At 69.0% G+C, this 12,824-nt stretch carries 16 protein-coding genes; 11 read left to right on the forward strand and 5 right to left on the reverse strand.

Annotation, left to right across the window (positions count from 1 at the left end):
* Position 1 precedes the first annotated feature (1 nt).
* Positions 2 to 331: a transcription factor S gene (locus tag IEX72_RS07645; protein WP_188786790.1), complete on the forward strand. Its 330-nt coding sequence runs from the start codon at positions 2 to 4 to the stop codon at positions 329 to 331.
* 58 nt (positions 332 to 389) lie between these two features.
* Here IEX72_RS07645 and IEX72_RS07650 read toward each other — a convergent pair whose 3' ends face one another.
* Positions 390 to 1,076, reverse strand: a complete 687-nt coding sequence (locus tag IEX72_RS07650) for an alpha/beta hydrolase (RefSeq protein ID WP_188786791.1) — start codon at positions 1,074 to 1,076, stop codon at positions 390 to 392.
* 55 nt (positions 1,077 to 1,131) lie between these two features.
* Between IEX72_RS07650 and IEX72_RS07655 the strand changes: the two genes are divergently transcribed.
* Both IEX72_RS07655 and IEX72_RS07660 read left to right on the forward strand, forming a co-directional pair.
* A complete protein-coding gene (locus IEX72_RS07655; RefSeq protein WP_188786792.1) occupies positions 1,132 to 1,974 on the forward strand; it encodes a PspA/IM30 family protein in 843 nt (280 codons plus the stop codon).
* Between the two features lie 84 nt (positions 1,975 to 2,058).
* Positions 2,059 to 3,606: a hypothetical protein gene (locus IEX72_RS07660; protein WP_188786793.1), complete on the forward strand. Its 1,548-nt coding sequence runs from the start codon at positions 2,059 to 2,061 to the stop codon at positions 3,604 to 3,606.
* 18 nt (positions 3,607 to 3,624) lie between these two features.
* On the opposite strand, the gene IEX72_RS07665 is transcribed toward IEX72_RS07660, so the two are convergent.
* Together IEX72_RS07665 and mvk are read right to left on the reverse strand one after the other, a co-directional pair.
* Complete coding sequence (locus IEX72_RS07665; RefSeq protein ID WP_188786794.1) at positions 3,625 to 4,362, reverse strand: isopentenyl phosphate kinase; 738 nt, start codon at positions 4,360 to 4,362, stop codon at positions 3,625 to 3,627.
* Complete coding sequence (gene mvk, locus IEX72_RS07670; RefSeq protein ID WP_188786795.1) at positions 4,359 to 5,378, reverse strand: mevalonate kinase; 1,020 nt, start codon at positions 5,376 to 5,378, stop codon at positions 4,359 to 4,361. The genes IEX72_RS07665 and mvk overlap by 4 nt, the downstream gene beginning before the upstream one ends.
* Before the next feature lie 113 nt (positions 5,379 to 5,491).
* On the opposite strand from mvk, the gene IEX72_RS07675 reads away from it, so the two are divergent.
* On the forward strand, positions 5,492 to 6,550 hold the full coding sequence (locus IEX72_RS07675) for a M20/M25/M40 family metallo-hydrolase (protein WP_188786796.1): 1,059 nt from the start codon (positions 5,492 to 5,494) through the stop codon (positions 6,548 to 6,550).
* A 262-nt stretch (positions 6,551 to 6,812) separates the two neighbouring features.
* Here the strand turns inward: IEX72_RS07675 and IEX72_RS07680 are convergent, their stop codons facing one another.
* On the reverse strand, positions 6,813 to 7,286 hold the full coding sequence (locus tag IEX72_RS07680; protein ID WP_229663782.1) for a ribbon-helix-helix domain-containing protein: 474 nt from the start codon (positions 7,284 to 7,286) through the stop codon (positions 6,813 to 6,815).
* 163 nt (positions 7,287 to 7,449) lie between these two features.
* Here IEX72_RS07680 and IEX72_RS07685 point away from each other — a divergent pair, with 163 nt between their 5' ends.
* The 7 genes from IEX72_RS07685 (at position 7,450) to IEX72_RS07715 (ending at position 12,346) form a co-directional block, all read left to right on the forward strand.
* Positions 7,450 to 7,929 carry a 50S ribosomal protein L11 gene (locus IEX72_RS07685; RefSeq protein ID WP_188786797.1) on the forward strand — a complete coding sequence of 160 codons (480 nt, stop codon included), beginning with the start codon at positions 7,450 to 7,452 and terminating at the stop codon, positions 7,927 to 7,929.
* Positions 7,930 to 8,379: 450 nt separating this feature from the next.
* Positions 8,380 to 9,018 carry a 50S ribosomal protein L1 gene (locus IEX72_RS07690; protein WP_188786798.1) on the forward strand — a complete coding sequence of 213 codons (639 nt, stop codon included), beginning with the start codon at positions 8,380 to 8,382 and terminating at the stop codon, positions 9,016 to 9,018.
* Positions 9,015 to 10,067, forward strand: coding sequence for a 50S ribosomal protein L10 (locus tag IEX72_RS07695; protein ID WP_188786799.1), 1,053 nt, complete (start codon positions 9,015 to 9,017; stop codon positions 10,065 to 10,067). Before IEX72_RS07690 ends, IEX72_RS07695 begins: the two co-directional genes overlap by 4 nt.
* Before the next feature lie 17 nt (positions 10,068 to 10,084).
* Positions 10,085 to 10,429, forward strand: coding sequence for a 50S ribosomal protein P1 (gene rpl12p, locus IEX72_RS07700; protein WP_188786800.1), 345 nt, complete (start codon positions 10,085 to 10,087; stop codon positions 10,427 to 10,429).
* Between the two features lie 159 nt (positions 10,430 to 10,588).
* A complete protein-coding gene (locus IEX72_RS07705; RefSeq protein ID WP_188786801.1) occupies positions 10,589 to 11,839 on the forward strand; it encodes a tripartite tricarboxylate transporter permease in 1,251 nt (416 codons plus the stop codon).
* Positions 11,840 to 11,897: 58 nt separating this feature from the next.
* Complete coding sequence (locus IEX72_RS07710) at positions 11,898 to 12,077, forward strand: HVO_2753 family zinc finger protein (protein WP_188786802.1); 180 nt, start codon at positions 11,898 to 11,900, stop codon at positions 12,075 to 12,077.
* Between the two features lie 2 nt (positions 12,078 to 12,079).
* Positions 12,080 to 12,346: an elongation factor 1-beta gene (locus IEX72_RS07715; RefSeq protein WP_188786803.1), complete on the forward strand. Its 267-nt coding sequence runs from the start codon at positions 12,080 to 12,082 to the stop codon at positions 12,344 to 12,346.
* Between the two features lie 126 nt (positions 12,347 to 12,472).
* Here IEX72_RS07715 and IEX72_RS07720 read toward each other — a convergent pair whose 3' ends face one another.
* Positions 12,473 to 12,739 (reverse strand): hypothetical protein, encoded by a 267-nt coding sequence (locus IEX72_RS07720; RefSeq protein WP_188786804.1) that lies wholly within the window; start codon positions 12,737 to 12,739, stop codon positions 12,473 to 12,475.
* Positions 12,740 to 12,824 lie beyond the last annotated feature (85 nt).

Here is a 12,824-nt window from a genome sequence, read left to right on the forward strand (position 1 = left end):
TATGCAGTTCTGCGACGACTGCGGGACGATGATGGTCTCCCGGGACGGGACGATGGTGTGTACGAACGACGACTGCGGCGCCGAGGCCGAACAGGACGCGGCGTTGGCTGCGGAGTTCGTCTCCACGGAGTCCCAGACCGACGACGACGTGATCGAGACCGAGGAGGGCGCGAACTTCGAGGGGAAACCCACCGCGACCGACGTGGTCTGTGCGGAGTGTGACAACCGCGAGGCGTGGTACACGATCAAACAGACCGGCTCCGCCGACGAACCGCCGACGCGGTTTTTCAAATGCACCGAGTGCGGTCACCGGTGGCGCGGGTACAACTGATGCTGTCGGCCGAACAGACGGTGTGTCCCGCCGCCGTTGCGGCCTCGTTCGCGGCGGGCTACCGCCGGGAGTCGGGGTGAAGCGACGGTCCGAGGAAATCAACGGTCGCGGCCGCGACCTCTGCGTCGTGCCCGACGAAGAAGTGGTCCGCGTCGAACGCCCGCACCACAGCACCCCGCTCGTGGGCGCAGTCGACAACCGGACCCACGTCCGCGGTGTCGTCGCGAGAGCCGTAAAGGATGCCGACACACAGGGATGTCGGAATCGCGACGAGGGCGGCGACCGTGTCGATACCGCGGACGTCGCCGGCTGCCGTTTCTCCCGCGGCGCCGGCGCGTGCGGGCGGTGCGAGCGCGGCGACCGCGACCACGTCGGCGCCGTGGGCCGCCGCCGCGATCGCGACCGCCCCACCGAAACTGTAGCCGAACACCGCCACCCGTTCGTACCGCCGGTCCGCCCACTCAACAGCGGCCGACGCGTCCGCCCGCTCGCCGCGGCCGCCGTCCCAGGGGCCGTAGTCGAACCGGAGGCAGTCTGTGTCGGTGGCGTTCAGTTCGGCCGCAACGGCGCGGAGCAGCCGGTCACCGCGGTGGCCGCCGTGGTCGGGGTGTGGCGGGCACGCGACGACGCAGGCGTCAGCCGTCGAACCGTCGGCACCGGCAGACCGGCTCCCAGCGCCCTCCGCGGCGGTATCCAGCGTGCCCCGAGCGCCGCGACCGCCGGGGAGGAAAATTGGGTCCGACATCCGAACCGGGGTTCGGCACGTGAGGTTTTAATTCCGGCGCGCCCCAACCAGGCGTATGGGAATCCTCTCACGCGCCTCCTACGTCGTTCGGTCGAAGGTTAACTCGCTTCTCAACCGGGCGGAGGACCCGACGGAGTCGCTCGACTACTCCTACGAGCAGATGCGCGACGAGCTTCAGGATGTCAAACAGGGGATCGCGGACCTTACAACGCAGAAGAAACGCCTGGAGATCCAGAAGCGCCGGCTGGAGGATAACGTCGAAAATCACAACGATCAGGCCCGGGAGGCGGTGCGGCAGGACCGCGACGACCTCGCCCGCCAGGCCCTCGAAAAGAAGCAGGCGAAGATGGGTCAGATCGAGGAGCTGGAGGGCCAGATCGCGGACCTCCAGGCGACGCAGGACGACCTCGTGGACAAGAAAAACGAGCTCCAGGGTCGGATCGAGGAGTTCCGGACGAAAAAGGAGACTATGAAAGCCAGGTACGAGGCCGCGGAGGCGTCGACTCGCGTCTCGGAGGCGATGAGCGGTGTCGGCGACGAGATGGGGGATGTGACCCGGTCGATCGAGCGCGCGGAGGAGCAGACCGACGAGATGGAGGCGCGCTCGGAGGCCATGGACGAACTCGCCGACACTGGCGCGTTCGACGACGCGGTGTCGGACAAAGACAACATCGACCGCGAACTCGAGACCGGGCGATCCAACCGGGAAATCGACACCGAGCTCGAAACCCTGAAATCCGAGGTGGGCGGCTCCGGCGGCGACGGATCGGGGTCCGAAGACGCCGACGCCGACGCCGACGCCGACGTGTCGGACGCGAACGCCGGAACGGCCGACGTCGACGTCTCCGACACGGAAGTCGAGGCCGAACTGGAGGAACTGAAAGACGACGAGGAGTGACCGCCGACGCAGCGGGAACAACCGCCCGGTCCGTCGACACCCGAGTCGATAGTATCAGTACCCGTCGGCTGTCATGTGTGGGCAATGACCGACACGACCGACGCCGTCCGTGCGGCGCTCGACCCCGATCGGCGCGCGGCCTTCCAGCGACGCGTCGAGAGCGAGGCCGAGTCGCTGCGTGACGACATCCACGCCGGCGTCTTCGACGCCGACGGGTTCGCGGTCGGGATGGAACTCGAAGGCTACGTCGTCGATAGCGAGGGTCTGCTCGCGCCCGCCCCAGAGGACCTCTTCGGGATTGACGGGTGTAGCCAGGAGCTCGGCGTCCACAACGCGGAGCTCCACACCGACCCGGACGTGGTCTCCGACGTCGGACTGCGGCGACAGTTCGACGGGCTCGGGTCGACGTACCGGGCGGTCCAGGCCCACCTCGACGAGGTCAACCGACGGTTCGTCCTCGACGCGCTGTGGACGGTCCCGCCCGCGGAGGGGACTCGGACGTACATCGGGGCGACAACCGAAACCGACGGGTTCGGACTCCCGACAAATATGCGCCCGGTCCCGCGGTACGTCGCGCTGGACGCCGAAATCAGGGCGCGAAGCGACGGGACGCTCAACCTCGACATCCACGGTTTCACCTCGGCTGCGTCGATGCTCGCGGAGTCGCTCGCGACGTCGATGCAGCCACACTTCCAGGTGCCCGATCCGACGGCGGTCCCGACCTACCTGAACGTCGCCACGCGGACGATGGGACCCATCCTCTCGTTGACGTCGAACTCGCCGTTCCTGCCCACGGACCTCTCCGACGGCCATACGGCGGAGACGGTGTTCGACCGGACACCCCACGAACTCCGGATCCCGTTGTTCGAGCGGTCGGTCGACGAGGGGTCGCACAAGTGTCGTGTGCCCGAGGACGTGCCTGACCTCGACACCCTGATCGACCGGATCGTGACGGACCCGACCCTCGTCGCCCCGCCGGACCTCGACGGGGACGCCGGCGACGGTCATCGGAGCGGGGATCCGGGCGACCGGTACCCCGCGATCGGGGCGAAGCGCGGCACCTACTGGCGGTGGGTCCGGCCGGTGTTCGGCGGCGACGTGCCCAGAGCGGCCGACGGCGACCGGGTCGATGGCGGCGACGGGGGGTCGGTGCGGATCGAATACCGACCGCTGCCGACCCAGCCGACGATCAGGGACACTGTCGGCGTCCAGGCGCTGGTCACCGGGGTGTTGCGCGGCGTCGTCGCGGCCGACCACCCGCTCGCGACGCTCCCGTGGGACGCCGCAGAGGAGTCATTCTACGCCGCGGTCGACGACGGGCCGGACGCCGACCTCCACTGGGTGACGCGGGCGGGCGACCGGACGACGGCGACACCCCGGATCTACGACGAACTGTTCGCGCTTGCGCGTCGGGGGCTCGACGAACTCGGGGTCGGCGCCGAGACGATCGAGTGGGCGCTCGCGCCGGTCGAAGCCCGGCGGGAGGCCGACCACACCGCGCCGAGCGCGTGGAAACGGGCCCAGGTTCGAGAGGCGGTCGACGCGGGGGCGTCGCTCCGGACGGCCATCGAGGGGATGCAGGCCGACTACGTCGAGCGCGCCCGACGCGGAACACCCTTCGCTGAGTGGTGACTGGGGATCGAACGGCGGCTACCCCTCGATCACGGTTCCCGCGGGGTCGCCCGCCAAGAACGCCGACAGCGACTCGGGCCCGAAGACGTGTGCGGGGGCGTCGAGGTCGAGCAGCGCGCGGACCTTCGCCGCCATCCCGCCGGTGACGTCGGTCGCGTCCGACCCGCCGACGGCGTCGGCGACCGAGTCGAACTCCGTAATCCGGGGGAGCACCTCGCCGTCGTCGTCGTACACGCCGGTGACGGTCGAACAGAGCCCGACGCGGTCGGCGTCGAGCCCGGCCGCGAGCCGGGTGATCAACTCGTCGCCGCTGACGACCGTCGCCCCCGCGCCGGCGTGGCCGACGACGTCGCCGTGGAGGACGGGGACGAACCCCTCGCCGAGAAGCGTCGCGGTCGAATCGAGCGGGAGCGCGAGTGCGTCGCCCCCGTCGCGGGCGGCAACCGACAGGGGGTGGACCGGGACGGCCGCCACGCCGGCGTCGTGGAGCCGGCGGAGCACCGCGTCGTTCAGCCGTCGCATCGCGTCGTGGACCGCCCACACGTCCGCGGCGTCGTGGCTCCCCGCCTCGCGGCTGATCCCGCGGTCGGCGGCGGCGACGTGACCGAAGCTTCCGCCGCCGTGGACGAGCACTAGCCGGTCGGGGTCAGCGGCGGCGATGGCGTCGGCAGCGGCCTCGAGAGCAGCGTCGTCGACGGTCTCGGGCGCGTCCTTGTCGGTGATCACGCTGCCGCCGAGTTTGAGCACGACCGTCACCGTCGGCCGGCCTCCCTGACGCCCTCGCGGTCGAGTTCGGCCCGGAACGCGTCGCGGCACTCGGCGGTGTAGCTGAGCGCGGTCCGTGTCTCGGGCGTTTCGTCCAAGGCGACGATGCAGCCGCCGCCGCCGGCGCCGGTGAGTTTCGCGCCGTGAGCGCCGGCCTCGCGGGCGGCCCACACCATACTATCGAGCGTGCGCGAGGAGACGCCGAGCGCCTCCAGTAACCCGTGGTCGAAGTCCATAAGCCGGCCGAGTTCGGCGAGGAGATCGGGGTCTGGATCGGCAGCGGGGTCGGCGCCGGCTAGGAGCGACTCCCCACGCCGGACGATGTCGCCGATGTTCCCGACGGTGTCGGCGGCGAAGCCGTACTCCCGCTTGAGGCGGCGGACACCCGCGACCAGTTCACCCGTGTCGCCGGCGCCGCCGTCGAACCCCACCACGAACGGCAAATTGGGAGTATCGATCCGGCGGCAGTCGTCGCCCTCGACTCTCACGGCGCCGCCCATCGCCGAGCAGAAGGTGTCCGCGCGAGAGGCCTGGCCGTCTTGGACGTCGTACTCCGCGCGGTAGGCGCGGTCCGCTACCTCCTTCGGACCCAGTGGCGCGCCGAGTTCGCGGGTCGCGGCGTCGATCCCGGCGACGGCCACCGCCGCGGAGGAGCCCAGCCCCGCGCCGAGCGGGATCTCGCTTTCCACCCTGATGTCGAAGCCGGCGTCGGGTGCGTCGGCCGCGTCGCGGGCCTGTTCGACCGCGGCGTCGATGTACCCCATCGCGGCGTCGACGAGGTCGGTGGGCGCGTCGACGTCGGGACGGCCGTCGGTGTCGCCGGCGTACTCGACAGTAAACCCGTCGAGGCTCAGATCCCTGGCTTCGACCCGGATGTGGTCGTCGTCGCGCTCGTCGACGGCGACCCTGGCTCGGCGTTCGATCGCACACGGGACCGCGGGTTCGCCGTAGACCACCGCGTGTTCCCCGAAGAGGTACACCTTCCCGGGGGCGGTCGAGACGGTCATACCGAACGGGTATGGGGGCCGCCGCTTAAGTTACCCGACCCGAACCGCCCAGCCGACGGTCGCCACCGCGTCGACGTCGGTGGATTCAGGTGTGGCGCGGATGAAATGTGGGTATGGACGACGACAGACGCGCGTTCCTCACGGACCTGTTGACGACGCCGAGCCCCTCGGGGTACGAGGTAGTCGGCCAACGAGTGTGGACCGACTACGTCCGGGAGTTCGCCGACGACGTGTGGACCGACGACTACGGAAACGCGGTCGCAGTCCACGAGGGCGACGCCGACGCGTCGATCGCGTTCGGCGGCCACGCCGACGAGATCGGGTATATTGTGCGTGACATCACCGACGACGGGTTCCTCCGAATCAGTCGGATCGGCGGCGCTGACCGCACCGTCTCGAAAGGCCAACACGTCACGGTCCACGCCGAGACGCCCGTCGCGGGCGTGATCGGCCAGACCGCGATTCACCTCCGGGAGGGTGACGAGGAGGGCCACGACGACATCGCCGAGCAGTTCGTTGACGTTGGTGCCGAGGACGGCGACGAGGCCCACGCGCTGGTGGAGGTGGGCGACCCGGTCACGGTGGAGACACGGGTTCGACCCCTCCAGGGCGACCGGATCGCAGCGAGAGGCATGGACAACCGCGTCGGGATCTGGTCCGCGGCCGAAGGGCTCCGCGCCGCGGTCGACGCCGACGTCGACGCCACGGTGTACGCCGTCAGTACCGTCCAGGAGGAGGTGGGGGTCCAGGGCGCGAAGATGGTCGGGTTCGAACTCGACCCCGACGCGGCGGTCGCCGTCGACGTGACACACGCCACCGACAACCCCGGCATCCCGGGCAAGCGGGTCGGCCCCGTCGAACTCAGCGGCGGGCCCGTGGTCTCCCGCGGGAGCGCTAACCACCCTACACTCGTCAAACTCGCCCGCGACGCCGGGCGGGACGCCGAGGTCGACGTCCAACTGCAGGCGACTGGGAGCCGCACGGGCACCGACGCCGACGCGTTCTACACCTCCCGGGGGGGCATCCCCTCGTTGAACCTCGGGATCCCGAACCGGTACATGCACACCCCCGTCGAGGTGATCGACACCGCGGACCTCGACGCAGTCGCCGAGTTGCTAGGGGCGATGGCGGTCGGAGCCGCCGACGCCGCGCCATTCAGTGTTGATATCTGATGGAGGCGGCGTCGTGGGTCCGCCCGGAGCCGCCGACGCCGCGCCGTTCAGTGTTGATATCTGATGGAGGCGGCGTCGTGGGTCCGCCCGGAGCCGCCGACGCCGCGCCATTCAGTGTTGATATCTGATGGAGGCGGCGTCGTGGGTCCGCCCGGAGCCGCCGACGCCGCGCCGTTCAGTGTTGATATCTGATGGAGGCGGCGTCGTGGGTCCGCCCGGAGCCGCCGACGCCGCGCCGTTCTGGTTGGACGTCTGAAAGAACTCAGGTCTCGCTGTCGGGCGCTGGCGGATCCGCAGCGGACGGCTGCGAGGCGCGCTCTCCTTCGGGGGGCGATCGGCGGCCGGGTGGGGACGTGTCTGCCCGATACAGCCGGAGGATCTCCTCCAGCAGGATCGCGTGGCGGTCGCTCGGGGTGTACTGGTGGTCGATGAAGTCCTCGGCGTCGCTGAAGTTGCCCCGCAGGGCGAGTTTCCGCACGAACGACACCGACTCGAGAAAGGGCGGGTGGTCGGCGTCGGCATCGGCCCCGATCTCCCGCTCCGGTTCCGGCATCACCTCGGAACGGATCGCCTCGTAGTCGATGGTCGTGGGGTCGTAATCCGCCACCATCTGGTTGAGGGCGTAGTCCGAGGAGAAGCGGTAGAACTCTGATTTGCTCTCGAACTGCTCGGCCTCAACGAGCGATTCGATCTCGTCGACCACCGACTCGGGAAATCGGACCGTGCTTTTCACCATACGCCGATGCGTTCGGCCACGGGGTATTATAACTTCGTCAGACATCCGACCGGGACGGGGCGTCGCGGCTCCGACGCCGACCATCGGTTCCGGCGTGTCAGACCGCAACACGCCGGGTCGGGGAAAGAAAACCGTTAAAAGCCACGGCAGGGTGGTATGACGTATGGCTGGAACCATCGAAGCGCTCGTTCCCGGCGGGGAGGCAAGCCCCGGCCCGCCGCTCGGTCCGGAGCTCGGACCGACCCCGGTAAACGTCCAGGACGTCGTCCAAGAGATCAACGACGAGACCGCCGCGTTCGACGGTATGGAAGTGCCCGTGACCGTCGAATACGACGACGACGGCGCCTTTACCATCTCGGTCGGCGTGCCACCGACCGCGGAACTCGTCAAGGACGAGGCCGGGTTTGAGACCGGGTCGGGCGAACCGCAGAAGGATTTCGTCGCGAACCTCACCGCCGAGCAGGTCAAGAAAATCGCCGAACAGAAGTCCTCGGATCTTCTCTCCTACGACCCGTTCAACGCCGCAAAGGAGGTCGTGGGCACGTGCACCTCCCTCGGCGTCACCATCGAGGGCAACAACCCGCGGGAGTTCAAACAGCGGATGGACGACGGCGAGTACGACGACATCTTCGACGAGTCCTGATACTGTCGGCTATAACTACGTGAAGATTTTCGACACCCCGGGGTGTCAAAATACGTCACGCGACTATAGCCGACAGTATGAGTTCACGACTTGAGTTCACGACTTCAGTCGTGGGGTTCACACGGTCACAGACCGCGTGTTACCGCGACGTCTCGAGAGTGCCGAACTCGTGGCGGGTCGGTTCGGAGCCGACCCAGTACGGCTCCCGGCGCCGCCGTTCGTCACGATCGAACAGCTCCGCGGCCGCGGTGCCCGCCGATCCCCCCACCGGACCCGCGCCGGGACCGTGCCCACGACTCCCACAATTCGGCGTCTCGGGGGCGTAGACCGCCGATGTTCGGATCCGCTTCGACGGACTTAAGGCCGGGATCCACCTCCCCTACGACGAGACAGGCAGACGCCTGTTTCACTGACCCGTAGGAGCAATCCTGCGTACTACGGAGGTGAATAATGGCAGATACGATAGTTGACGCAGTCACTCGCGCACTCGACGAGGCGCCGCCGCGGAACTTCCGCGAGACGGTCGATCTCGCCGTGAATCTGCGCGATCTCGATCTGAACGACCCGTCGCAGCGCGTCGACGAGTCTGTGGTTCTGCCCGGCGGTACGGGCCAGGAGACACAGATCGTCGTCTTCGCCAGCGGTGAGACCGCGCTCCGAGCAGAGGATGTCGCCGACGAAGTTCTCGACGGCGACGACCTCGAAGAGCTCGGGGACGACACTGACGCGGCAAAGGACCTCGCGGACGAGACCGACTTCTTCGTGGCCGACGCCGGTCTGATGCAGGACATCGGCCGCTACCTGGGAACGGTGCTCGGTCCGCGCGGGAAGATGCCGACCCCGCTGCAACCCGACGACGACGTGGTCGAGACGGTGGACAGAATGAAGAACACGGTGCAACTCCGCTCCCGCGATCGCCGGACGTTCCACACCCGCGTGGGCGCCCAAGATATGGACTCCGACGAGATCGCGGACAACATCGACGTCATCATCCGTCGACTCGAGGCGAACCTGGAAAAGGGCCCCCTCAACATCGACTCGATGTACGTCAAGACCACGATGGGACCAGCCGTGGAGGTGCCCGCATGAGCGACAGCGCGACCGCGCGTCGCACGGACACCATCCCCGAGTGGAAGCGCGAGGAGGTGGCCGAACTGGTCGAGTTCCTCGAGCGCTACCAGTCGGTCGGCATCGTCGACGTGGCCGGCATCCCGAGCCGCCAGCTCCAGAGCATGCGTCGGGACCTCCACGGCAGTGCGGAGATCCGGATGAGCCGCAACACACTCACCGTCCGCGCACTCGAGGAGATCGGCGAAGGCTTCGAGGAGCTCACCGACTACGTGTCGGGACAAGTGGCCTTTGTCGGCACCAACGACAACCCGTTCGGGCTGTACAAACAGCTCGAAGCCTCGAAGACGCCCGCGCCGATCAGCGCGGGGGAGGTCGCGCCTGACGACGTCGTCATTCCCGAGGGTGACACCGGGGTCGACCCCGGTCCGTTCGTGGGCGAACTCCAGCAGGTCGGCGCGGCCGCCCGGATTATGGACGGGTCGATCCACGTCACCGAGGACTCGAGCGTACTCGAGGCGGGCGAACCCGTCTCCGAGGAGCTCGAGGGCGTGCTCTCGGAGCTCGGGATCGAACCCAAAGAGGTCGGACTCGACCTCCGCGGGGTCTTCTCCGAAGGCGTGCGGTTCGAGCCCGACGAACTCGCGATCGACGTCGAGGAGTACCGCTCGGACGTCGCCTCGGCGGCGGCGGCCGCGCGGAATCTCTCGGTCAACGCGGTCTTCCCGACGGCCGAGACCACGCCGACGCTGCTCGCGAACGCCGCGGGCGACGCGACGGCGCTCGGCGTCTTCGCCGCGATCGAGGATCCGGACGTGCTCCCCGACCTGATCGGGAAGGCGGACGCGCAGGTCCGTTCGATCGCCGCGGAGATCGACGACGACGAGGCGCTCCCCGAGGAGCTTCGGGGCGTCGAGGCGCCGGCTGCGTCCGCTGTCGAAGCGGACGATGACGAGGCCGACGCCGACGAGGAACAGACGGACGAAGACGACACGGCTGAGGCCGAGGCCGACACCGACGACGACGACGACGACGACGGTGCGGAGGGACTCGGCGCGATGTTCGGATAACTTAGAGGTACACGACAATGGAATACGTTTACGCTGCGCTCATCCTGAACGAATCGGGCGAAGAGATCAACGAGGACAACGTCACCGCGGTGCTCGACGCCGCCGGTGTCGATGTTGAGGAGTCCCGCGTGAAGGCGCTCGTCGCCGCGCTCGAGGACGTCGACATCGAGGAGGCCGTCGACACGGCCGCCGCCGCACCCGCGCCCGCCGCGGGCGGTGGCGCCGCCGAGACCGCCGACGAGAGCGAGGAGGCCGACGAGGAGGAAGCCGACGACGACGGCGACGACGAGGAAGATGCTGCCGACGACGGCGACGACGACGAGGAAGCCTCCGGCGAGGGGCTCGGCAACCTCTTCGGGTAGTTCGGCGTCCGAACTCGCGCCGGTCCGCGGATCGATCCGATATTTTTGCGACCCACCGACGCCGGCGAGCGGTAACGCCGTCGAGAGCCGGCCAGCGTGCTTGTGTCGGCAGTCCCACACGCGAATCTTCAAATACCGGACCGGGACCACTCCGTCGCGATGGCGTCGCCCGTAGCGGTCGTGGGATACGCGTGTGTCGGTGTCGGCCTCGGGACCGTCACGGGGCTGGTGCCGGGGCTCCACGTCAACAGCGTCGCGTTCGTTCTGGTCGGCGTCGCGCCGAGGGTAGACGGGCCGGCGGCGGCCGTCGCCAGCGCGGTCCTGGCCGCGGGCGTCGTGCACACGTTCCTCTCGATCGTCCCCGGACTAGTCCTCGGCGTCCCGGACGCCGCGACCGCGCCCGGCGCACTCCCCGGGCACCGTCTGGTTCTCGCCGGGCGGGGTCGAGAGGCGATCCGGCTGTCGGCGCTCGGAAGCGGGGTGGCACTTGTGGCGTCGGTCGCGGTCGCGCTCCCGCTGTCACGGGTGGTCGCCGCGGGCCGGGAGTGGTTGTTGGCTGCGCTGCCGTTCCTCCTGGCCGTGATCGCCGGGTTGCTGATTCTCGCGGAACCGACTCGTCGGGGGAAAATCGGCGGTGCGATCTGTCTGGCGGTCGCGACCGCGCTGGGGCTTCTGACCCTCGATCTCCCCGCGTCGGGACCGTTGAGTCCAGACGGCGCGGCGTCGATGCTCGCCCCGATCTTCGGCGGGTTGTTCGGGGCGCCGATCCTGCTTGACGCGCTCGACGCCCGCGGGGCCATCCCGCCGCAGGACGGGGCCGACCTCGGGTTGGCGCCCCGTGGGGTGGCGCGAGCCGCGCTCTCCGGCGTGGGTGGCGGGACGCTCGTGGGGTATCTCCCCGGGGTGTCCGCGGGCGTCGCCGCGGTGCTCGCACTCGGCGGTGCGGGCGGGAGCGGGCCCGCCGGGCGGGGGTCGGACCGCGCGTACATCGTGGCGACCAGCGGTGCTGACACCGCAACCGCGGTGTTCGCGGTCGCGTCGCTCGCGGTGCTCGGCGCGCCCCGGAGCGGCGTGACGGTCGCGGTGGCCGAGCTCGGCAGCGGGGGCGGGTCGGCCCCTGGAATCGGGCTCGCGGGGATGCTCCTCGTGATCGTGTTCGCCGCCGGACTGGGCGTCATACTCCTGGTCGTCCTGGGCGACAGGTATCTGTCCGTGGTCCGTCGGCTCCCGCGGCGACCGTTGGTGGCCGGGGTGCTCGGCCTCCTGCTCGCGTTGTCGGTCGGATTCGCCGGCGTCGTGGGCGGAGCGGTGTTCTGTCTGGCCGCGGTCGTGGGGCTGCTGCCGCCGCGGGTCGGCGCCCGCCGGGTCCACCTGATGGGGGTGCTGCTCGGGCCGGTCGCGCTCGGGTGAGCCGCGAGGGGAGCCCGGAAAGACAACCGTTAAACCTCGCGCCCGGATCGGGTAGGGTATGAGTCAGTCCGAACAGCGACGCACCAAACAGTGTGTGTCCTGTGGCATCAATATCTCCGGGATCAGCGCAGCGACGTTCGACTGCCCGGACTGCGGTCACGAGATCTCCCGCTGTGCAAACTGCCGGAAGCAGAGTAACCTCTATGAGTGCCCCGACTGCGGGTTCACGGGACCGTAACGATGGGAAAAGTAGCAGCCAAGATCAAGGTGATGCCGAGCGGGACCGAAATCGACCTCGACGAACTCCAAGAGCGGCTTGAACAGTCGCTGCCCGAGGGCGCGAAAATCAACGGTTTCGAGCGCGATGACGTCGCGTTCGGGCTGGTGGCGCTCCTACCGACAGTGATCGTCCCCGACGACGCCGGCGGGACCGAAGCGGTCGAAGGGTCGTTCACCGAGGTCGACGGCGTTGAGAGTGTCGCGGTCGAGAACGTCGGTCGGATCTGAGCCCGAACAGCGCGCTCAACGAGCCTACGTCTTCCCGGCGGGTGACCACCGTGCGGGCCGTTTTCGGAGCACGCTACCGTTCCGGAGAGCAACAGCGCTGGCCGTGAACGCGGGCGGTCACCCGCCTTACTCCGCCCGCCAGAGCACGGCGAGCCCAACGACCGGTGAGAACAGGAATCCGAGCCCGAGCGCGACGAGGAGCGGTGTGCTGCCCGCCCCGAGTGACCAAGTCGCCGCGACGCCGACAACAGCGCCGAGGAGGATGCTGGCCGAGACGCCGATCCCGAACGTCTCAAGCTGCGAACTGGAGTTGTCGTGCGGGGAGCCGCCGTCGCCGATCGCGACCTCGGCCTCGTCGTGGACCTGCCCACTGGAAGCGTGTGTGCCTGTCATATAGACCAGTACACGACCCCGGGGTTTCAACTTTGTCGAGTTCGGCCGCGATCGGAATCGCGAGCCTGGAGCGTGCGTTTTATAA

Origin of the sequence: Halobellus salinus (assembly GCF_014646875.1) — an archaeon.
GTDB lineage: Archaea > Halobacteriota > Halobacteria > Halobacteriales > Haloferacaceae > Haloquadratum > Haloquadratum salinum.

Excerpts from the sequence above, each read along its gene's own strand:
- IEX72_RS07645 (WP_188786790.1), top strand. The coding sequence starts at position 2 with ATGCAGTTCTGCGACGACTGCGGGACGATGATGGTCTCCCGGGACGGG.
- IEX72_RS07650 (WP_188786791.1), bottom strand. The coding sequence starts at position 1,076 with ATGTCGGACCCAATTTTCCTCCCCGGCGGTCGCGGCGCTCGGGGCACG.
- IEX72_RS07655 (WP_188786792.1), top strand. The coding sequence starts at position 1,132 with ATGGGAATCCTCTCACGCGCCTCCTACGTCGTTCGGTCGAAGGTTAAC.
- IEX72_RS07660 (WP_188786793.1), top strand. The coding sequence starts at position 2,059 with ATGACCGACACGACCGACGCCGTCCGTGCGGCGCTCGACCCCGATCGG.
- mvk (WP_188786795.1), bottom strand. The coding sequence starts at position 5,378 with ATGACCGTCTCGACCGCCCCCGGGAAGGTGTACCTCTTCGGGGAACAC.
- IEX72_RS07675 (WP_188786796.1), top strand. The coding sequence starts at position 5,492 with ATGGACGACGACAGACGCGCGTTCCTCACGGACCTGTTGACGACGCCG.
- IEX72_RS07680 (WP_229663782.1), bottom strand. The coding sequence starts at position 7,286 with ATGGTGAAAAGCACGGTCCGATTTCCCGAGTCGGTGGTCGACGAGATC.
- IEX72_RS07685 (WP_188786797.1), top strand. The coding sequence starts at position 7,450 with ATGGCTGGAACCATCGAAGCGCTCGTTCCCGGCGGGGAGGCAAGCCCC.
- IEX72_RS07690 (WP_188786798.1), top strand. The coding sequence starts at position 8,380 with ATGGCAGATACGATAGTTGACGCAGTCACTCGCGCACTCGACGAGGCG.
- IEX72_RS07695 (WP_188786799.1), top strand. The coding sequence starts at position 9,015 with ATGAGCGACAGCGCGACCGCGCGTCGCACGGACACCATCCCCGAGTGG.
- rpl12p (WP_188786800.1), top strand. The coding sequence starts at position 10,085 with ATGGAATACGTTTACGCTGCGCTCATCCTGAACGAATCGGGCGAAGAG.
- IEX72_RS07705 (WP_188786801.1), top strand. The coding sequence starts at position 10,589 with ATGGCGTCGCCCGTAGCGGTCGTGGGATACGCGTGTGTCGGTGTCGGC.
- IEX72_RS07710 (WP_188786802.1), top strand. The coding sequence starts at position 11,898 with ATGAGTCAGTCCGAACAGCGACGCACCAAACAGTGTGTGTCCTGTGGC.
- IEX72_RS07715 (WP_188786803.1), top strand. The coding sequence starts at position 12,080 with ATGGGAAAAGTAGCAGCCAAGATCAAGGTGATGCCGAGCGGGACCGAA.
- IEX72_RS07720 (WP_188786804.1), bottom strand. The coding sequence starts at position 12,739 with ATGACAGGCACACACGCTTCCAGTGGGCAGGTCCACGACGAGGCCGAG.